20 protein-coding genes are annotated in these 20054 nt (G+C 47.8%); 14 read left to right on the plus strand and 6 right to left on the minus strand.

The features are described 5' to 3' along the window. Window positions 1–114 precede the first annotated feature (114 nt). The 3 genes from MHM89_RS10400 to MHM89_RS10410 form a co-directional block, all read right to left on the minus strand. Window positions 115–2439, minus strand: a complete 2325-nt coding sequence (locus MHM89_RS10400; RefSeq protein WP_239408748.1) for a Tex family protein — start codon at window positions 2437–2439, stop codon at window positions 115–117. Window positions 2440–2572: 133 nt separating this feature from the next. Beyond that, the gene (locus tag MHM89_RS10405; protein WP_045979094.1) at window positions 2573–3151 is read right to left on the minus strand and encodes a hypothetical protein; all 579 of its coding nucleotides are present in this window, start codon (window positions 3149–3151) and stop codon (window positions 2573–2575) included. A 34-nt stretch (window positions 3152–3185) separates the two neighbouring features. Next, window positions 3186–3500 (minus strand): hypothetical protein, encoded by a 315-nt coding sequence (locus MHM89_RS10410; RefSeq protein ID WP_151173542.1) that lies wholly within the window; start codon window positions 3498–3500, stop codon window positions 3186–3188. A 75-nt stretch (window positions 3501–3575) separates the two neighbouring features. Here MHM89_RS10410 and greB point away from each other — a divergent pair, with 75 nt between their 5' ends. The 3 genes from greB to envZ all read left to right on the plus strand — a co-directional run bounded on the left by greB (window position 3576) and on the right by envZ (window position 6184). Then, window positions 3576–4058 (plus strand): transcription elongation factor GreB, encoded by a 483-nt coding sequence (greB, locus tag MHM89_RS10415; RefSeq protein WP_022943727.1) that lies wholly within the window; start codon window positions 3576–3578, stop codon window positions 4056–4058. A 98-nt stretch (window positions 4059–4156) separates the two neighbouring features. Continuing rightward, window positions 4157–4876: a two-component system response regulator OmpR gene (gene ompR / locus MHM89_RS10420; RefSeq protein WP_022943728.1), complete on the plus strand. Its 720-nt coding sequence runs from the start codon at window positions 4157–4159 to the stop codon at window positions 4874–4876. Beyond that, window positions 4877–6184, plus strand: coding sequence for a two-component system sensor histidine kinase EnvZ (gene envZ / locus MHM89_RS10425; RefSeq protein WP_022943729.1), 1308 nt, complete (start codon window positions 4877–4879; stop codon window positions 6182–6184). It abuts the gene before it with no gap. 53 nt (window positions 6185–6237) lie between these two features. On the opposite strand, the gene MHM89_RS10430 is transcribed toward envZ, so the two are convergent. From MHM89_RS10430 to hslR, 3 genes are all read right to left on the minus strand, one after another. After that, entirely contained in the window at window positions 6238–7776 is a 1539-nt protein-coding gene (locus MHM89_RS10430; RefSeq protein ID WP_022943730.1) for a phosphoenolpyruvate carboxykinase, read from the minus strand. Between the two features lie 263 nt (window positions 7777–8039). Further along, window positions 8040–8885: an Hsp33 family molecular chaperone HslO gene (hslO, locus tag MHM89_RS10435; RefSeq protein WP_045979096.1), complete on the minus strand. Its 846-nt coding sequence runs from the start codon at window positions 8883–8885 to the stop codon at window positions 8040–8042. Between the two features lie 8 nt (window positions 8886–8893). Next, window positions 8894–9298 carry a ribosome-associated heat shock protein Hsp15 gene (gene hslR, locus MHM89_RS10440; protein WP_022943732.1) on the minus strand — a complete coding sequence of 135 codons (405 nt, stop codon included), beginning with the start codon at window positions 9296–9298 and terminating at the stop codon, window positions 8894–8896. A 212-nt stretch (window positions 9299–9510) separates the two neighbouring features. On the opposite strand from hslR, the gene gspC reads away from it, so the two are divergent. The 11 genes from gspC to MHM89_RS10495 are packed head-to-tail and all read left to right on the plus strand — an operon-like array spanning window position 9511 to window position 20053. Then, window positions 9511–10437 carry a type II secretion system protein GspC gene (gspC, locus tag MHM89_RS10445; RefSeq protein ID WP_022943733.1) on the plus strand — a complete coding sequence of 309 codons (927 nt, stop codon included), beginning with the start codon at window positions 9511–9513 and terminating at the stop codon, window positions 10435–10437. A gap of 22 nt (window positions 10438–10459) precedes the next feature. Then, window positions 10460–12526, plus strand: coding sequence for a type II secretion system secretin GspD (gene gspD, locus MHM89_RS10450; protein WP_022943734.1), 2067 nt, complete (start codon window positions 10460–10462; stop codon window positions 12524–12526). A gap of 52 nt (window positions 12527–12578) precedes the next feature. Continuing rightward, window positions 12579–14075 carry a type II secretion system ATPase GspE gene (gene gspE / locus MHM89_RS10455; RefSeq protein WP_239408954.1) on the plus strand — a complete coding sequence of 499 codons (1497 nt, stop codon included), beginning with the start codon at window positions 12579–12581 and terminating at the stop codon, window positions 14073–14075. Continuing rightward, entirely contained in the window at window positions 14075–15307 is a 1233-nt protein-coding gene (gene gspF, locus MHM89_RS10460; protein WP_022943736.1) for a type II secretion system inner membrane protein GspF, read from the plus strand. The genes gspE and gspF overlap by 1 nt, the downstream gene beginning before the upstream one ends. A 41-nt stretch (window positions 15308–15348) precedes the next feature. After that, window positions 15349–15771: a type II secretion system major pseudopilin GspG gene (gene gspG / locus MHM89_RS10465; RefSeq protein WP_026110940.1), complete on the plus strand. Its 423-nt coding sequence runs from the start codon at window positions 15349–15351 to the stop codon at window positions 15769–15771. Window positions 15772–15776: 5 nt separating this feature from the next. Then, window positions 15777–16355 carry a type II secretion system minor pseudopilin GspH gene (gene gspH, locus MHM89_RS10470; RefSeq protein WP_239408749.1) on the plus strand — a complete coding sequence of 193 codons (579 nt, stop codon included), beginning with the start codon at window positions 15777–15779 and terminating at the stop codon, window positions 16353–16355. Beyond that, entirely contained in the window at window positions 16352–16756 is a 405-nt protein-coding gene (gspI, locus tag MHM89_RS10475) for a type II secretion system minor pseudopilin GspI (RefSeq protein WP_045979099.1), read from the plus strand. Before gspH ends, gspI begins: the two co-directional genes overlap by 4 nt. Further along, a complete protein-coding gene (gspJ, locus tag MHM89_RS10480; protein WP_045979100.1) occupies window positions 16743–17399 on the plus strand; it encodes a type II secretion system minor pseudopilin GspJ in 657 nt (218 codons plus the stop codon). Before gspI ends, gspJ begins: the two co-directional genes overlap by 14 nt. Beyond that, entirely contained in the window at window positions 17386–18384 is a 999-nt protein-coding gene (gene gspK, locus MHM89_RS10485; RefSeq protein ID WP_022943741.1) for a type II secretion system minor pseudopilin GspK, read from the plus strand. The genes gspJ and gspK overlap by 14 nt, the downstream gene beginning before the upstream one ends. After that, window positions 18381–19589: a type II secretion system protein GspL gene (gspL, locus tag MHM89_RS10490; protein ID WP_239408750.1), complete on the plus strand. Its 1209-nt coding sequence runs from the start codon at window positions 18381–18383 to the stop codon at window positions 19587–19589. The genes gspK and gspL overlap by 4 nt, the downstream gene beginning before the upstream one ends. After that, window positions 19586–20053, plus strand: coding sequence for a type II secretion system protein M (locus MHM89_RS10495; RefSeq protein WP_239408751.1), 468 nt, complete (start codon window positions 19586–19588; stop codon window positions 20051–20053). The genes gspL and MHM89_RS10495 overlap by 4 nt, the downstream gene beginning before the upstream one ends. Window position 20054 lies beyond the last annotated feature (1 nt).

The following is a 20054-nucleotide window of genomic DNA, read 5'->3' on the forward strand; positions in this document are numbered from 1 at the left end:
ATTTCTGCCTGAAATGGTTTATTTAAAAGCAACGGCACCATCATAGCGACTGCTGATGCGTTAGTGAGGGCAAAAAAAAACGCAGCGGTTGCTGCGTTTTCTATCTTAAAAAGCTTACTTCTTAAGTTTGGCAAAGGCCTCAGCGAATGCATTGCCCATAGCGGCGTTATTCGCTTCTTTAGGCTTGCGCGGTGCGCCTTTACCTTTGTTTGTAGCGCCTTGAGGCTTTCTCGTTTGTTTGCGCTCCGCTTTCGCCGCACCAGCAGCCGGTAGCTCATCGTTTAAGCGCATGGTGAAGCTGATGCGCTTACGCGACACATCCACTTCCATTACTTTTACTTTAACAATATCACCGGCTTTGACCACTTCGCGTGGATCGCTAATAAACTTGTCGGTTAACGCAGAAATATGAACTAAACCATCTTGATGGACGCCAACATCAACAAAGGCGCCAAAGTTGGCGACATTGGAAACGACTCCCTCAAGCACCATGCCCGGCTTTAAATCGGCTATGGTATCAACACCGGCTTTAAAGGCCGCAGTCTTAAACTCAGGGCGTGGGTCGCGGCCCGGTTTGTGTAGTTCTGCAATAATATCGGTGACCGTAGGCAGGCCAAACTTATCATCGATATATTCTTGTGGATTGACGTCCTTCAATGCTTCTGCATTGGCTATCAGGGCATCAATGGGCTTACCCGTTTTTGCACAAATGGCCTTTACGACTGGGTAGGCTTCTGGGTGCACAGCTGAAGCGTCCAGAGCATCTTTACCACCGACAATACGCAAGAATCCGGCACTTTGTTCAAAGGCTTTAGGACCTAGGCGCTCTACTTTTTTCAGCTCAGAGCGACTTGCAAAGGCACCATGCTGATCACGGTATTGAACGATGTTCTGCGCCAAGGTTTTATTCAGTCCGGAAACTCTAGTTAATAGGGGCGCAGATGCGGTATTTACGTCAACACCCACGGCATTTACACAGTCTTCTACAACTGAAGTCAGGGTTTGCCCAAGCTGACTTTGTGATACATCGTGCTGGTATTGGCCAACACCGATGGATTTTGGTTCAATTTTTACCAGCTCTGCTAGCGGGTCTTGCAAGCGACGGGCAATAGAAACCGCGCCACGTAATGAGACATCTAAATCCGGAAACTCTTGAGCTGCAAACTCAGACGCAGAATACACCGAGGCGCCCGCTTCACTGACCATCACTTTATTCAGTTTGAGCTCCGGTTGTGCCTTGATCAGTTCGGCGATGAGTTTATCGCTCTCGCGGCTGGCGGTGCCATTACCAATGGCAATTAACTCGACTTTATGCTGACGACACAGTTGCTCAATCGTACGTAGCGATTTATCCCATTGATTTTGTGGAGCATGTGGGAAGATGGTGGCGGTTGCTAAGACTTTGCCGGTGCTATCGACAACGGCCATTTTACACCCGGTACGCAAGCCAGGATCAAGGCCTAAAGTGACTTTTGCACCTGCTGGCGCAGCCATTAATAAATCTTTTAGGTTCTTGGCAAACACATCTATGGCACCGGTTTCTGCATGCTCACGCATCGCCGCTAAAAACTCATTCTCTAGATGCAGTGATAGCTTCACTTTCCATGTCCACTGCGCCACTTGGGCGAGCCAGGTACTGGCTGCTTTGCCTTCCAGCGGCAAATTGAAATGCTCGGCTATCATCGACACACATAAAGCATGGCCATCAGCGCTCTCGGCGTCTGGGTTAATGCTCAGTGCCAGCACGCCCTCGTTGCGCGCACGAAGCATGGCTAAAGCGCGATGAGAGGGAACACTCGCCACGCCTTCACTGTGTTCAAAGTAATCTTGGTATTTAGTTCCTGACTGCTCTTGGCCAGCAATAACCTTACTTTCAATATGACCATGTTGCTTAATATGTGCACGCAACTTGGCAAGCAGCTTGGCATCTTCGGCAAAGCGCTCCATCAGAATAGCGCGGGCACCATCTAATGCTGCCTTATTATCTGCGACTCCTTTATCGGCATCGACATATTCTGAAGCTTGGCTTTGTGGGTCAAGATCAGGGTTCTCGAATAAGGCATCGGCCAAGGGCGCCAGACCCGCTTCGATAGCAATTTGCCCTTTTGTGCGGCGCTTGGGTTTGTAGGGAAGGTAGAGGTCTTCAAGCTCTGTTTTAGTCGTTGCTGCGGCGATGTCGGCTTGCAGTTCGCTAGTGAGCTTATCTTGCTCTGCAATGGTTTTAGTAATGAATTGACGGCGCTCTTCGAGCTCACGCAGGTAACCTAATCGCTGCTCTAGGGTGCGTAATTGAGTATCGTCTAATCCACCAGTAACTTCTTTTCGGTAACGCGCGATAAACGGTACTGTTGCCCCTTCATCAAGCAACTTGGTTGCTGCGATCACCTGTTGCTCTTGCGCTTGCAACTCTTGCGCAAGCAAAGTTGTGAGATTGCCCATTGAAAACCTTTACACTTGTCGCCCTAATACGGGCACATTAATCATAATTGCATTGGATAATATCACAGCCAACAGTGAACAGAAGGGCAAATTTCGCCGTCCCTGGCGAGGTGTTTCACTTTGCAAAACTTTGTTAATGCGGATGCTCGACGCTGGCTACAACCTCTTGAAAAGATTGTGCGACAGGAGTGATATCTAACGCGATACCTAACTTTCTGGCAATAGCACGGGCGCAGAAAACTCCAGTTACTTGCTCTTTGTCAGTCACTAATAAATAGAAACTGCCACGGTGTTCCATAGTGCTGAGTACATTACCCAAGGTGGTATTACGTGCAGCAAGCATACTGATACAGGGCAGGGTATGCAGCGAACGCATCATGTCATGAACCAGTAGCTCACTAGGGTTGATGCCCATTTGTGCGGCTTGGGTCGTGACTCGCGCGCTCTGTAATTCGACGCTAGAAGTAACGCCTAGCACGTTATTCTGTTCATCGACCACTAACAATGCGTTGGTGGGAGTAGCGCTGGCAAGTTTTCGTGCAGCGTTCAAAGGGGTGTTAGCCAAAATGCGAACAGGCGCTTGGGCTGTAAAATCTTGCAGTAATGTCATGGCATTACTGTTGGTGTTTAACGCCTCAGGTACAACTTGGGGAGCAGTAAATTGGCTCGCACTTGTTACATAATGAGTACGTAAGGTTTTAAAATCAGTCATGATCTTCTCCAAATAATTGTTAATAAAAAACAGCTTATTTAAAGAAAATGGGAGGCGCTCGTTGTTGTGGGCGTAAGTTACATAGTGCACCCTTACCTAGCTCGGTGTGAGCCGCTCTAAGTGCTAAGGATTGGTATGTATTTGCTGAAAGTGAAGCAGCGGTAAAGTCAAAATCTTTCTCGCTGTCTTTATCTTGAGCTGGGCTTGAGGTAGCTTCTAACTCGAGGGCGACACTCGGCTGATCAGTAACGCTACAAAATTGCGTGTGAGCATTGGCAACTCCCCAGCTGTTAAGCACAAGTAGGCTGAGTACCAATAATATTATGTGTTTTACACTGTATTTGTGCATCACTATACTCGCCTAAAAATACCGCTACATTTAACTATGTAATGCAGACTGTGAATTAAAACTGAACAAAAAGCAATGAAAACGAAATTAATTACACGCCGTGGATACCAGCAGTTGCAACGAGAGTTAGACCACTTATGGCGCACCGAGCGCCCAGAAGTAACGAAGAAAGTCGCTTGGGCGGCGAGCTTAGGTGATCGCTCGGAAAATGCCGATTATCAGTATAATAAAAAGCGTCTGAGGGAAATAGACAGGCGCGTGCGCTATTTGCGTAAGCGCTTAGAAGACCTTCAAGTTGTTGATTACAGCCCTCAGCAAGAAGGAAAAGTATTTTTTGGCGCCTATGTCGAAGTGGAAGATGAACAAGGCGAAGTGTTACGCTTTCAAATTGTCGGTCCAGATGAAATTTATGATAGCAAAACTGTCATCTCAATTGATGCACCAATGGCGCGAGCGTTGTTAAAAAAGCAGGTTGATGATGAGGCCTGGGTATCTACCCCGACAGGGCGCAAACTTTGGTACATCAATGACATTCACTATCGCAGTGACGATAGTTAGGCCGACAACAAATGTAACAATCTAATTGGTGTTGTACATTTCCCCTGCCCGCTATTTCGAATATAGTTAATGGAGGAAAAACAACGAAAAGAAAAATAATGGGACAGGAAACAACAAAAATCCTCGTTGTCGATGATGACATGCGCTTACGCAGCCTTTTGGAGCGCTATCTAGTTGAGCAAGGATTTATCGTACGCAGCGCCGCCAATGCCGAACAAATGGATAAGCTTTTAGAACGAGAAAACTTTCATTTGATGGTTTTAGATTTAATGTTGCCCGGCGAAGATGGCCTTTCAATTTGTCGCCGTTTGCGACAAAAAGAAAATGAAATTCCTATCGTGATGTTGACCGCCAAGGGTGATGAGGTTGACCGCATTATTGGCCTCGAGTTAGGTGCTGACGATTACATTCCTAAACCGTTTAACCCACGCGAACTATTGGCTCGAGTGAAGGCTATTTTGCGTCGTCGCGCTAAAGAAGTGCCGGGTGCGCCTTCATCAGAAGAAAACTTAGTTAAGTTCGGTGATTTTGCGCTAAATCTGGCGACGCGAGAAATGACTCAAGGGGATGAGGTTATTTCACTGACCAGTGGCGAGTTCGCGGTACTGAAAGCTCTTGTTTCACACCCACGTGAACCACTGAGCCGCGATAAGCTTATGAACTTGGCTAGGGGCCGTGATTATAGCGCTTTGGAGCGCAGCATCGATGTGCAAGTATCACGTCTAAGACGGATGATTGAAGCCGATGCCGCGAACCCTCGTTATATCCAAACAGTATGGGGACTGGGCTATGTATTTGTGCCCGACGGCAACAAGTAAATGAGCTTATTTCCCAAAAGCGCATTTGGGCAAACGGTATTTTTAGTTGGTGCTTTGCTACTTATAAACCAAGTGGTGTCCTATGTTGCGGTGAGCTTCTATGTGGTCAAGCCGACCATCGAGCAAGTGAATATCATGCTCGCAAAGCAGGTGAAAACGGTATTCATTGGTGTCGATGATGGCGTCGAAGTCAGTGATGAAGTGTCGAAACGCTTCTTAGAAGAAACAGGAATCGAGTTACTCACCCAGCGCGAGGCTTACATTAACGGGCTAGGGCAAGCTCGTGAATATTCAATGCTCTCCAACATTATGTCGGAACAGCTGAATGGCTCGGCCCGTGTGCGTATTAGCCAAACTAATCCATTGGTGTATTGGATAGAACCGCCTCAGGCTCCAGGATACTGGGTGCGGGTACCACTATCTGGCTTCACCGAAGCCAATATTGAGTTTTTAACCTTTTACCTAACCAGTATAGGCTTTCTCAGTGTGTTGGGAGGGTGGTTATTTGCGCGGCACCTAAACCGCCCACTCAAAGCTCTCCAAGAAGCGGCGATGAAGGTGAGTAAAGGCGACTTTAGCACCGTTGTTGATGAGCAAGGTTCGACTGAAATGGTTGAGGTAACGCGAGCCTTCAATCAGATGTCGCGTAGCATTGCTGCGCTAGAGCAAGATCGGCGCTTGTTAATGGCTGGGGTATCACATGACTTGCGAACGCCGTTGACCCGTATTCGCCTAGCCACTGAAATGATGTCTGATGATGAGGACTATCTGCGCGAAGGCATTATTCACGATATAGAAGATATGAACGCAATCATTGATCAGTTCATTGAATATCTACGCCACCATGACAAAGGGGATAACCAACCTGAAGATCTCAACGCTTTGGTTGAAGAGGTGGTCCATGCTGAGCAACAGCATGGCCGAGATATCACACTCACTTTGAATCCCAGCCTTCCCAATGTGCCGATAAGTTGTGTGGCAATCAAGCGTGTACTCACCAATATGATAGAGAATGCCTTGCGCTATTCTGATGACAGCATAGAGGTGAATACTCACTTTTGTGCGCGCAAGAAATACGTCTGTGTCAGTGTGTTAGACAAAGGGCCTGGCATCCCTGAGTCTGAGCTGGAGAAGGTGTTCGCGCCTTTTACCCAAGGTGATCAGGCACGAGGCAGTGAAGGCAGCGGTTTAGGGCTGGCGATTATCAAGCGCATCGTTACTATGCACAATGGCAAGGTTGAACTCAAGAACCGTGAACAGGGCGGCTTGTGTGCAACTATATACTTACCAATAAAAACGCCAGCGTAATGCTGGCGTGGGATTGAATTCTCAGCGCAATGGCTAAGTATAAACAGCAGCCCTTAGCTTTGCGGGCCGGCTTGTTTAATCGCATCAGAAACATCGTATTTAGCGAAGTTCTGATTAAAGTCGTCTGCGAGTTTCTTCGCGTATTCGTTGTATTTGTCTTTATCAGCCCAAGTGTTGATAGGGTTCAGTACCTCAGTGTCGACACCAGGTACAGCCACCGGCACGTCTAGGTTTAATACATCGATATGTTGGGTCTCTACATCGGCTAAGTTGCCTGACACAATCGCATCAACTACAGCACGCGTGGTTGGGATATCAAAACGCTTACCAATACCGTAAGGACCGCCTGTCCAGCCAGTGTTAACCAAGTATACTTTAGCGCCGAACTCACGCACGCGCTTCATTAATAGTTCCGCATAAACACCCGCTGGGCGAGGGAAGAATGGCGCGCCGAAACAGGTTGAGAAAGTAGATTCAATATCAGACGTTGAGCCAATTTCTGTTGAGCCCACTTTAGCGGTGTAGCCGCTTAAAAAGTGGTATGCTGCAGCTTCTTCACTTAATACTGATACTGGTGGTAACACACCGCTCACATCACAGGTTAGAAACACTACGGCTTTTGGTTCGCCGGCGCGATTTTCTTCTTTGCGCTTGGCAATGTGCTCTAGTGGGTAAGCTGCACGGGTATTTTGCGTCAAGCTAGCATCGCTGTAATCAGGCGTACGGGTGTCGTCTAGTACCACGTTCTCTAAAATAGTACCAAAGCGAATAGCATCCCAAATAACCGGTTCGTTCTTTTGCGATAAGTCGATACATTTGGCGTAACAACCGCCTTCAATATTGAAGACGCTACCAGGAGCCCAACCGTGCTCATCATCGCCAATCAAGAAACGACTAGGGTCGGCAGACAGGGTGGTTTTACCCGTGCCTGAAAGGCCAAAGAACAAGGCGGTATCGCCATTCTCACCCACGTTTGCAGAGCAGTGCATAGGTAAAACACCTTTCCCTGGCAATAAGAAGTTCTGCACTGAGAACATCGACTTCTTCATTTCACCAGCATAGTGCATACCAGCAAGTAACACTTTTCGCTCGGCAAAGTTAATGATCACAGTGCCATCACTATTAGTGCCATCGCGCTCTGGGTCGCATACGAATGAAGGTACATTCAAAATCTGCCATTGCGGTAAATTCGCGGCATTGAACTGCTTTGGCTCAATGAACATATTTTTCGCGAACACGTGGTGCCATGCAGTTTCTGTAGTAACAACAATAGGTAAATAATGCTCTGGATCGGCGCCTACTTCTAAGTGAGAGACAAAGTGATCGTTTTCAGCAACGTGGTTTTCCACACGTTCCCACAACGCATTAAATTTATCGGCATCGAATGGGCGGTTAACATTGCCCCACTGAATATCATTTTCAGTGCTTGCTTCTTTTACGATAAAGCGATCTTGAGGAGAGCGACCAGTGCGACGGCCTGTTTTAGCAACAAATGCACCGTTAGCGGCTAGAGTACCTTCGCCGCGACGAACTGCCTGCTCGATCAGTTCTGCGGTTGTAAGATCAACAAAACGAGTAGCGCTTGAAGTCATTTTTTTACCTAAAATTGTGAGAGGTTGAACGGGTTAATCTAAAGCTGTGTGAGAGTGCTTTATGGATTTTATAGTAACAGAAGGTTTGCCTGTATACGAGCGGTGAAAGCCCTAAAAATGGCGGTTTTATATGAAAAAACATGAATAATTTCAGTGATACCGGTGTCATAAAAAAGCAAAATTTCATGATACCGGTGTCATTATTTTAAACAAAAAAGCTCGAGTTTTTCGTACTCGAGCTTTTTAAATGAATAAACGCTTGATTAATTGAAGATTGCTTTAATTTGCTCTTCGTTAAAGCGGTATTCACTGAGGCAATAATGGCAGTTAATGACAATTTCGCCATTCGCCTGTACGTCGGCAAGTAATTCATCTTTGCCGACATTAACGAGTGCATCAATGGTTTTCTCGCGACTACAGGTACATTTAAACTGCACTGGCTGTGGCTCGAACAGTTTAGGGTTGTCTTCATGGTACAAGCGAGTCAATACGGTGTGTGCATCTAAATTTAATAACTCGTCTTCGGTTACTGTATCGCTGAGCGTCTCTAAATGACTAAAATCAGCAGTCGCTTTGTCTTGGTTGACGGGAAGCACTTGCAGGAAAAGGCCCGCTGCACGTTCTTGACCAGGGCTTATATCCGTGGCGAACCACATCCGTGTTTTTAGTTGCTCAGATTGGGCAAAATATTGTTCCACGCATTTAGCTAAGCTGTCATGCTCTAGCGGCACAATCCCTTGATAGCGTTCGCCTTTGACTGGGGTGATAGTAATAATCATATGACCCTTACCCATCAGCGCCAGTAACCCATCTCCTTTTACTTCACCTTGCATGCGAGCGACACCGCGTAGGTTTTGCTCATGATCGCCGTTGATGGCTGCAAACTTTACTGGTCCATCACCTTGGATTTGCACATTAATATGGCCTTGAAACTTGAGTGTCGCAGTCAACAACGAAGTGGTTACGAATAGCTCGCCCAAGAGCTTTTTTACGGCGTCAGGGTAGTCGCGGTCTTTGATCACTTGCGCGAAAGCATCGCTTACTTGAACGAGCTCACCACGAACATCGTGTTGCTCAAAAATATAACGGTGTAATAAATCGTTTTGCATGAGTTTCTCTATTTGGCTTTCATCTTAATCAGTTCACGGCGCTGCTTTTTGTCCGGTTTCTGATTAGGGTGTGGCGCAAAGAAGGCATTGTTTTTACGCGCAATGGCATTCTCTTCGCGTTTTAACTTACTTTGCTCGGTTTCTTCGTAACAGGTCAGAGCAATGGGGGCACCCACACGCTTTTCAAGTAGTTTAAGAACTTTAATATGTTTTTCATCGAAGCCTTGAGCAAGGCGGATACTCGCTCCCACTTCGACCTGACGACTAGGCTTGCAACGTTGACCGTTATAGTGGACCTTGCCCCCTTGCACCATTTCGCGTGCTATGGCGCGAGTTTTGTAGAGGCGCACGGCCCATAACCATTTGTCTAAGCGCACAGATTCGCTGTGTTCGTTCGCTGCTGACTTGCTCACTTTACCTCGGTAGTATTTTCTCTAAGTTAAGGGCGAAATTTAGCACAACACAACGACCAAAAAAAGCACAGAACGCTGTCATATTGCTGTCTTGCGCGGAGGTTATACTAGGCTACATGTTTTTACATTAATGCTACATGGTGTGCTTGTTGTCACTCAGTGATAGATGTACTATGTGACGTTAACGACTACAATAATAATAGTATAGAGTTTTGGATTCAGCCCAACTACAACAATGGCTTAAGCAGCTCCCACAGAAAAAAATCGTGGCCACTATCGTGCTGGTTGCGGTGTTGTATTGTGGTTATCTAGCCGCTGGGTTGCTTTGGCTGGTATGGCCACAACCGCAAGCAAGCACGGTGATGCCACCTGTGAGCCAAGCAAACAAAGGTGCAGAGCGAGCAAATATTGCCGCCATCCGTTCAGTTAATTTGTTCGGTGATGCCGCCGCTGTCGAGCAAGCTGAACCTAAACAGGAAGTTATCAGCGACGCCCCTGAAACACGTCTAAGCATAAACCTAACCGGCGTGGTAGCAGCTACCAACGACAAAACCGCCGGGCTCGCCATTATTGAATCCCAAGGGCGCCAAGAGACCTACGGTATTGATGATGTTATCAAAGGAACACGCGCTAAACTGGCAAAAGTACTTCCTGACCGAGCTATTTTGGATGTCGGTGGGCGCTTTGAAACACTGATGCTTGACGGCTTGAGCTTCACTAAAACCGTATCTATGCCTGTGCCAGCAAGTCGGCCACAAGCTGATAACGCTCCCAAAGCGAGTGCCGGTAAGGCGAAAACCATCAATGCCACAGCCAGTGCTGAGGCCAAGCAAGCTCTACAGCAAACACGCAAACAAATTCTTGCCGACCCAGGAAAGTTATCGGAGTATCTACGTATCACTCCGGCACGTAACCAAGGTCGTCTACAAGGGTATAAATTAAGCCCAGGAAAAGATCCGGCCCTATTTAAACAAATGGGCCTTGAAAATAATGACATCGCCATTGCTATAAATGGTTATCAGCTAACCGATATGAAACAAGCCATGGCAGCATTGCAAGAGCTGCGCAATAGCACCGACGCATCTATTACCGTGAACCGCAACGGGCAACTGTTCGATGTGCAATTTAGCCTGCAATAATCACACGTTTGGAGTAAGAACAATGGGCGCGAAATTTCGCACAAAAATAATAAAAGGGCTTGCCAAGTATGGCGCGCTACTTTTCGCCGCTGGGGTAAGTTTAAATCTATACGCAGTCGAATATGCGGCAAACTTTAAGGGCACAGATATCAACGAGTTTATCAATATCGTTGGTAAAAACCTTAACAAGACGGTGATCATTGACCCCAATGTACGTGGCAAAATTAATGTGCGTAGCTACGAGCTCATGGATGAACAGCTGTACTATCAATTCTTCCTCAACGTTCTCGAAGTACACGGCTATGCTGCTGTCGAAATGCCAAGTGGTATCATTAAAGTAGAGAAAAGCTCAGACGCGAAAAAGTCTAATGTGCCAGTCATCGGTGAAGATGACGGCATGGGCGGTGATATGCTGGTAACTCGGGTTGTGCGAGTGAAAAATGTAACCGTCCAAGAGTTGGGTCCACTGATCCGTCAGTTTAGTGACCAAAAAGATGGCGGCCATGTTACCAACTTTAACCCTTCTAACGTCATGATGCTGACCGGTCATGCCGAGTCGGTAAACCGCCTAGTGGAAATTATTCGCTTGGTTGACCAAGCCGGTGATAAACGTGTTGATATTGTGCGTCTGAAACATGCCACGGCCTCTGATGTGGTGTCTGTTGTCGATAATATTTTTAAAGACAATGGCAAAGGCAGCGTCCCCGACTTTTTGATCCCTCGGGTCGTTGCAGATGAGCGTACCAACAGTGTGATTGTCAGTGGTGAAGGGCAGGCTCGCACGCGCGCCATTGAATTAGTCAAGCGCTTAGATAACGAGCTAGAGACAACCGGGAATACCAAAGTATTTTACCTTAATTACGCTAAATCAGATGAGCTGGTTAAGGTATTACAGGGGGTTAGTAAGTCTTTAAAAGAAGAGCAGCAAGGCAATGGTAATGCTGCGCGTACCACACGTCGCGGCAGTGATGACATCAGCATTGAAGCGCACGAAGCGTCAAACTCATTGGTGATTACCGCCCAACCCGACATGATGCGCTCACTTGAAAAAGTGATTGAACGACTAGATATTCGCCGTGCGCAAGTCTTGGTAGAAGCCATTATTGTTGAGGTTTCTGAAGGCGATGGTGTTAACTTTGGTTTGCAGTGGATCTCCGAACAAGGAGGCATGTTGCAGTTTAACAACGGCACCACGGTGCCCGTTGGCTCACTGGCAGTGGCAGCAGAGCAAGCTCGTGATAAAACCATTACCGACAATGTTGTTGGCTCAGAAAGTGGTGTGGTAACACCGATTAGCCGTACCGAAGAAGGCGACCTTGGTCCTCTCGCTAGTTTACTAGGTGGAATCAATGGCTTAGCTATGGGTATCGTTAAGAATGACTGGGGCGCGATAGTCCAAGCCGTTTCTAATGACACGAATTCGAATATTTTGGCGACCCCTTCGATTACTACGATGGATAATGAAGAAGCGTCGATGATTGTCGGTCAAGAAGTACCCATTATTACCGGCTCGTCGACCGGCAGTAACAATGAAAATCCATTCCAGACTGTTGATCGTCAGGAAGTGGGTGTGAAGCTTAAAGTAACACCGCAAATAAACGATGGCTCGGCAGTGCAGCTAACCATTGAACAAGAAGTATCGAATGTCGCGGGTTCAACGGCGGTGGATATTTCCATTAACAAACGTGCCATTACCACCACAGTGCTAGCCGACGATGGTGGTATGGTTGTGCTCGGCGGTCTTATCGATGAAGATGTCCAAGAAAGTGTCTCTAAAGTACCGTTACTTGGTGATATTCCTGTGCTCGGCCACTTATTTAAATCCACCAGTACGTCAAAGCGTAAACGCAATCTTATCGTCTTTATTCGCCCCACAATTTTACGCGATATTGAGAGCATGAACCGTTTGAGCCACAGTAAATATAAATTTATCCGTGGTGAGCAGCTCAAACAAAGCGATGACGGTATCGACTTGATGCCAACCGAGCAAGTGCCATTACTCCCTGAGTGGAATGACGCGCTTGTATTGCCACCTACCTATGAAGAGTATCTGAAAGAGCAAAATAAGGCTGAGCGAGACAATGACTGAGCAAATCGCCGCCCAAAGCAGCGCCGAGGTGCCCGTCACTGACGAAGCGCTGATGGAGGTATCAGAAACCGTTGCCACAGCGCCACTGCGACTGCCATTTGCCTTTGCGCGCCGCTTTCAAGTGCTATTGGTAGAGCATGATGAGACGTTACTGCTTTACTATAGCCATGATTTAGAGCCTCAGGTTATGTTGGAGGTGCGCCGCTTCGCAGGCCGAGGGTTTAGCGTAGAGCGGTTGCCGGAAGACAAATTCGAACTCGTCCTTGAGGCGGCCTATCAACGCGATAGTTCGGAAACCCAGCAGCTAATGGAAGATATCGGCAATGAGGCCGATTTATTCTCTCTCGCCGAGGAGCTGCCGCAAACCGAAGACTTGCTCGCTGCTGACGATGATGCGCCGATTATCAAGCTGATTAACGCCATGTTGGGCGAGGCTATCAAAGAGGGCGCATCGGATATCCATATCGAAACCTTCGAGCAAGAGCTTGTGATTCGTTTTCGCGTCGATGGCGTGCTCAAAGAGGTGCTCAAGCCTAATCGCAAGCTAGCTTCGCTGCTCGTATCGCGTATTAAAGTTATGGCTAAACTGGATATTGCTGAGAAGCGTGTTCCTCAAGATGGTCGTATCAGCCTACGCATTGCTGGGCGCGCGGTTGACGTGCGGGTGTCAACGATGCCATCAAGCTTTGGTGAGCGGGTGGTGCTGCGTCTACTTGATAAAAACAATGCCCGCCTTGATTTACAAGACCTGGGAATGACGCGACGCAACCAAGAACTGTTTGCGGAGCTCATTCGTAAACCCCATGGCATTATTCTCGTAACCGGCCCAACAGGTTCGGGTAAAAGTACCACCCTGTATGCCGGAATGACGGCCATCAATAGCCGAGACCGTAATATCCTCACTGTTGAAGACCCTGTTGAGTACGAGATCCCCGGTATCGGCCAAACTCAGGTCAATCCGAAAGTGGATATGACGTTTGCGCGCGGTCTGCGAGCTATTTTGCGTCAAGATCCAGATGTGGTGATGGTAGGTGAAATTCGTGATTTAGAAACCGCGCAAATTGGTGTTCAGGCGTCACTGACCGGCCACTTGGTACTGTCAACTTTGCACACCAACACCGCAGCCGGGGCGATCACCCGTATGGAAGATATGGGGGTAGAACCTTTCTTATTGTCCTCGTCGCTGTTAGGAGTCTTGTCTCAACGTTTAGTGCGCACCTTGTGTAACAATTGTAAGCAGGCCCATGAAGCTGATGAAAGTGAATGCCAGCTATTGGGTGTGCCCGCTGAAAACCCACCCACTATCTATCGCGCCCAAGGCTGTGAAGAATGTAACTATAACGGTTATAAAGGGCGTACCGGTATTCATGAGTTATTAGTGGTGGACGACCATATTCGTGAGCTGATTCATAACGGCCATGGCGAGCAAATGGTTGAGAAATATGTGCGTCAGCACAGCCCAAGTATTCGCCAAGATGGCTGCTCTAGAGTTCTTGCTGGGAAAACGACTTTGGAAGAAGTGTTACGGGTTACCCGTGAGGAGCAATAGTGGCAGCATTTGAATATCGCGCGTTAGATGGGCGAGGCAAAGAAAAAAAAGGGCTTTTAGAGGCCGATACGGCAAAGCAAATACGTCAGCAATTGCGTGACAAAGGACTGATGCCTGTTGCCGTGGAATTAGCTGCTTCTCAAGAAAAGGCCAATGCTGCCAATAAAGGCTTATTAGGCAACGTATTTAAAGCGAAAATATCGACGTCAGATCTTGCCCTTATTACCCGTCAGCTTGCCACCCTTATTCAATCCGCTTTGCCAGTTGAAGCTGCGGTCATGGCCGTGGCCGAGCAATGCGAGAAGCCGCGCTTGAAGAAAATGTTGATGGCGGTACGCTCGAAAGTGGTTGAGGGTTACACCCTAGCCGATGGCCTCGCGGAGTTTCCTCACGTGTTTGATAATCTGTATCGGGCGATGGTCTCAGCAGGTGAAAAATCAGGGCATCTAGACCAGGTTTTAAACCGCTTAGCTGATTACACCGAGCAACGTCAACACATGCGCTCACAGATTACCCAGGCCATGGTATACCCTATCATTTTGGTGATTTTTGCCGTGGCCATTGTTTCTATTCTTCTTGGAACTGTGGTGCCCAAGATATTGAAAACGTTTGAAAAGTCAAAGCAAGCATTACCTTGGACCACCGAGTGGGTGATGGCTGCCAGCCACTTCGTGCAAAACTATTGGTTTGTGTGCATCGCAGTATTTGTGTTGCTCACAGTCGGTATTAAGCAAGCGCTGAAAAAGCCCAATATTCGCTTTTGGTATGACAGCAAGCTGCTCACCTTACCCGGTATCGGCAAAGTGAGTCGGGGCTTAAATACTGCGCGTTTTGCTCGTACCCTAAGCATTCTTTCTTCCAGTGCTGTGCCGCTGCTTGAGGGTATGAAAATTTCAGGTCATGTGCTTGCTAACGAGAAGATTAAAGCGGCCGTTGCCGAGGCGGCTACTCGAGTTAGTGAAGGGGCTAGCCTTCGTGCGGCGCTTGAGCAAACTAAGCTTTTCCCGCCCATGATGCTACATATGATAGCCAGTGGTGAGAAGTCAGGCGAGTTAGAGCAAATGTTAGAGCGCGCCGCCGATAACCAAGATCGTGAGTTTGAGACCATGGTCAATGTGTCACTTAAACTTTTGGAACCCGCGATGATAGCAACCATGGCTATTATCGTGTTATTTATCGTAATGGCCATATTGCAACCGATTATGGCGATGAACAAGGCCATTGGCTTATAAGCTAAGGCGCAGATGGATTTAAGCAATTAGAGGTAATGACAGTGAGAAAGCAATCTGGTTTTTCATTATTAGAAGTGATGGTAGTTCTGGTCATTATTGGCATGATCATGTCAATTGTGGCACCCAACATTATGGGGCAACAGGAAGAGGCCGCATTAGACAAAGCAAAGCTAGATATTCAACAGCTTGAAGATGCATTGAGCCTGTATAAATTAAAAAATAAGACCTACCCAACCACGGAGCAAGGTCTTGAAGCTTTGGTGACCAAAACAAGTATTGAACCGGTGCCAAAACGTTTCCCTGATGGTGGTTTCATAGAGAATTTACCAGAAGATCCATGGGGTAATCCGTATCAGCTTATTTACCCAGGAGAAGTCGGTAAGATTGACGTATTTTCAATGGGTCCGGACGGTGAAGCGGGTACTGAAGACGATATCGGTAACTGGGACGAAGAAGAGCGTTAATTTGTATGGCAGTTGCTCGTCATCGTGGCTTTAGTTTAATCGAGATTTTAGTGGTTTTAGCGATCATCGCTTTTACCGCTAACCTCGTGGTATACAGCATCGATGACTCACATGAGGATGAGCTCGAGCAACACGCCCTCGCGCTGCAGACCAGTATTAATTATGCCTCTGAGTACGCCATTTTAAATCAGCGTCAATTAGGGTTGTATGTTGCTGATAATGGCTATGAGTTTTTAACCTATGCTGAGCAGGAATGGCGGCCATTGGAAGATGCCGAAGGGGTACTGAAAGGCAAGCAATTCGAACCGCCTTTTGAGTTGACCCTGAATCAAGAAGATTTGCCATGGGCGCAAGATAGCCTGCTCGATGCCGTCGACTGGCAGCAGCTTTTAGGGGTCGATGAAGAGGACTTCCTTGAGCTGGAAAAAATGAAAATCCCGCAAGTGATGATCCTTTCCTCTGGAGAGGTCAGCCCGTTTGAGCTGGCGTTGGCCGTGGATAGCCGTGAAGAAGAGCTTATGCCCTACACTATTACCGGTGAGTTTATGGCTCCCGTGGCACTTGATAGAGAGCAGTGGCCATGAATCGAGGCAGGGGTTGGTGGTATCAGGGCTTTACGTTGTTGGAAGTTATGGTGGCCTTGAGTATATGCGCCATGGCCGGCATCGCGGCGATGCAAATCAGCGGCGAGCATATTAATCACTTAAGTACCATCGAAGAGCAAACCTATGCGTCTTGGGTGGCAGAAAACCAGTTAGTTGAAATTCGTGCTCAAGGTGACAAGTGGGCTGCTAAAAATAACCATAAAGGCAAAGTCGAGTTGGCTGGACAAACATGGTATTGGCAGCAAAAAGTCACGCGCACGGCTGACAGTAGCTTTGTAAAAGTGGATATCGAGGTGTACACCGATGAGCAATACGAGCAGTTTGCTTACACCCTGTCCACTTATATCGATAAAGAGGCCAAAAGCAATGGCCGGCGCTAATGGCTGTCACAATGGGAGCGAAGGCGGTTTTACCTTAGTCGAGGTGTTGGTCGCGTTGGCTGTGATGGTGTTTATTATCGGCGCAACCCATCAGATTTTGGATGTAACCACACGCACCAAGGAAGCGTCAGAGCAAACCTTGGATGAGCTCTCACGGCTACAAAACGTATTTCGTATGCTAGAGCAAGACTTTAGCCAGATCACTAAACGCAAAGTGCGCAACGAGGCGGGTGATACGCAAGAGCAATTCCTGATGCACGAACGCTATTTATTCGATAGCGAGTTTGATGGTATCGGCTTTGTGCGCAGCGGCTGGACAAACCCCGGCTACCTATTACCGCGCAGTGAATTGCAAGCTGTGGCATATCGGGTACAAGAGGAGCGGCTAGAGCGGCTATATCGACTCTATGTCGATCAGTTAGATAGTACAGAGCCACGTGTGCAAGTGCTGTTGGAGGGGGTGCAAGAGCTCACTTTTGAATTTTATGACAGTAAAGGCGAGCAGCCATGGCAGCCACAGTGGCAACAAGAGGGATTACCCAAAGCGGTATCTATTGAGCTGACGCTAAAAGACCGGGAGCCAATTAAACGTTTGTTTTTACTTGCAGGGCAAGGCAAGGAGGCAAAAAGTGGCGAAAAGTAAACAGTCAGCTCGTGGTGCAGCGTTGGTTATCGTGTTGTTTATTGTCGCCTTGGCGACGACTATAGCGGCGCAAATGAGCATCAATTTAATGGTGCAGGTGCAAAAGTCTACGAATTTAGACGATTTCCGCCAGGCGAAATGGTATGCCTATGCAGCGGAAGCGCTGGCGCAAAAAGTGTTGCGGGAAAGTATTGAAAAAGAGCCCGATAAAATGCATTTACAACAACCTTGGGCACTCGCCGCTGACACTCCTTATCCGGTGGAAAACGGCACCATTAGTGGTGCGATAAGGGACTTACAAACGTGCTTAAACTTAAATGCCTTGCGCGCTGAGCCCAGTGCTGCTGAAGGCGGCTTTGTAAAATCAAATCCCGCGCACAAGGCGCTGCTAGCCTTGCTCAAAGAAGTTGAGGAGTTGCCTGCGCAAGAGTCGGAAGAGGCCATGGCTGACAGTGTCTTTGATTGGCTTGATGAAGACAGTATTACCATGCGTTCAGGCGCGGAAGAAGATGAGTATTTGTCACGTGATGTGCCTTACTTAACCGCTAATAACTTCTTCGCCGATATTTCAGAGCTGCGTTTAGTGAAGGGCTTTAACCCCTTAGTCATGCAGAAAATAGCACCCTATGTGTGTGTTATTCCTGATGACGAGCTGTTTTCTATTAACGTCAATACCATTACTGAAGATCAGGCGCTGTTGTTGGCAGCAATGGTCAATGGTCTCAGTGAGTCAGGTGCGCAGGCGGTGATTGCCGCTCGTCCCGACGAAGGATTCGATGAGCTCAATGAGTTCACCACAGAAGTAAAAAAGCAAGGCGGACAGGATGTGAAGGCAGATGATGAGCGTTTTGTGTTGAAAAGTGAGTACTTTCAATTACAAACCACCGCTACCTTCGTTGATTTCGAGTTTACTATGACGTCATTACTACAAGCAGATAAAAACAACGTAACTATTTTGGCGCGAAAATTTGGAGGCGTGCAGTGAGAGAGTCCTTACTGATCCACGTGGGCGAGCGCCCCGATCAGCCCATACATTGGCTGGTCTATAACCGCAGTGAAAATGAAATTATTGGCAGTGGTCAACTACATGATGCCAATGAATTAGAGCAGTTAGCAACGAAAGTACATAACCGTGAGTGCACCTTAGTGTTACCCAGCGCTCAGGTGCAATGTCACCGCGTGCAATTGCCGACTAAGTGGAGCCGCAAGCTAGAGCAAGCGCTTCCTTATATGATTGAGGAGCAGGTCGCCGTTGATGTCGACAGCTTGTTTATCGCTCACGGCCAGGCGCACAGTGATGGCGAGCAGCACTTCATTCAGGTTGCTTTGGTGAACCGTCAATGGTTGCAAAATTGGCTATCAGTATTGAGCGATGCGCAATTGCTTGTCGAGCATATTCACAGTGATGCTCTGTTATTACCGGAGCCTCAGCCACAGCGAGCTACAGCGATGGCTGTCAATGAGCATAGCTTTTTGGTGCGCTATGGAGCGTGGCATGGTGCACAGCTAGAGCCACAGTGGGCCGAAGCCTTTTTAAGTGCCGTTGGCGTACAAACCTTAGACTTGTATAGCCCGTTGCCTGGTTATCACAGTGAGCAGATAGCCACCGAAGTACATGAAGAAAAGTTTGAGTTACCTTTGGCTATGTTCGCCACCGCCTCGTCGCCAATCGATCTTCGCCAAGGCGAATTTGCTTATAAAAAGCAAAGCTATGGCTGGTTAAAAACTTGGCGCCCGGCGATGGTGGCGGCAGCGGTGACCTTGGTCTTTATGCTTGGGGTTAAAGGCGCGCAGCTTTATCACTATAGCAGCCAAGCTGAAGCAACCAAGGCTCAGGTGATCAGCACTTATGAACGTGCTTTCCCAGGCACTAAAGTGCGTCCTCATTTATTACGGAGCCAGATTAACGGTGCTTTGAAAGAAAGTGGCCAAGGGCCGAGCGCCCAATTTTTATTATTACTACAAGATTTTGCCGATGTGGTGCAACAAAGCAAACAGTTTGTGCCGCAAACATTACGCTTTGACCAACGTCGCAATGAACTGCGCGTAGGGGCCCGAGGACAAGATTTCCAAAGTTTTGGGCAGGTAAAAGCCAAACTCGAGCAGCGCGGTTTAGATGTTGAGCAAGGCTCACTCAATAACGATGGTGAAAGTGTCATCGGCGAGTTAAGAATAAGGGGAGCACAATGAGCGCACTCACTAATTATTGGCAGTCCTTAAAGTCGCAAGAGCAGCGCTTACTCTTAATTGCTGGTGCGGTATTTGTGGTGTTCTTCTTTGTCATGGTGGTTTATCGGCCGTTGAATAATGCCATTGAAGACGCCAAGCAAGACCAGTTAAAACAACAAGAGTTGCTGCAATTTGTGCAGCAAAGTGTGGTCAAGCTCAAAGCAAAAGGCGCCGTTGCCAACACCGGTGGCAAAAATGTGACGCAAATCGTCAACCGCACCCGGGGCCGATATCAAATTGCGATCAGCCGTATGCAGCCAAGCGGTGATGGCTTACGGGTAAACATTGATAGTGTGCCGTTCAACCAGTTGTTAGCTTGGCTTGACGAGTTGGTGAACAATCACGGCGTTAGCATCGCCAATATTGAACTGTCGCAAGACCAAAAGCCTGGGCATGTGCGCGTTAGCCGCATTGTATTGGAGTAAC

Origin of the sequence: Pseudoalteromonas sp. CNC9-20, assembly GCF_022347875.1 — a bacterium.
GTDB lineage: Bacteria > Pseudomonadota > Gammaproteobacteria > Enterobacterales > Alteromonadaceae > Pseudoalteromonas > Pseudoalteromonas ruthenica.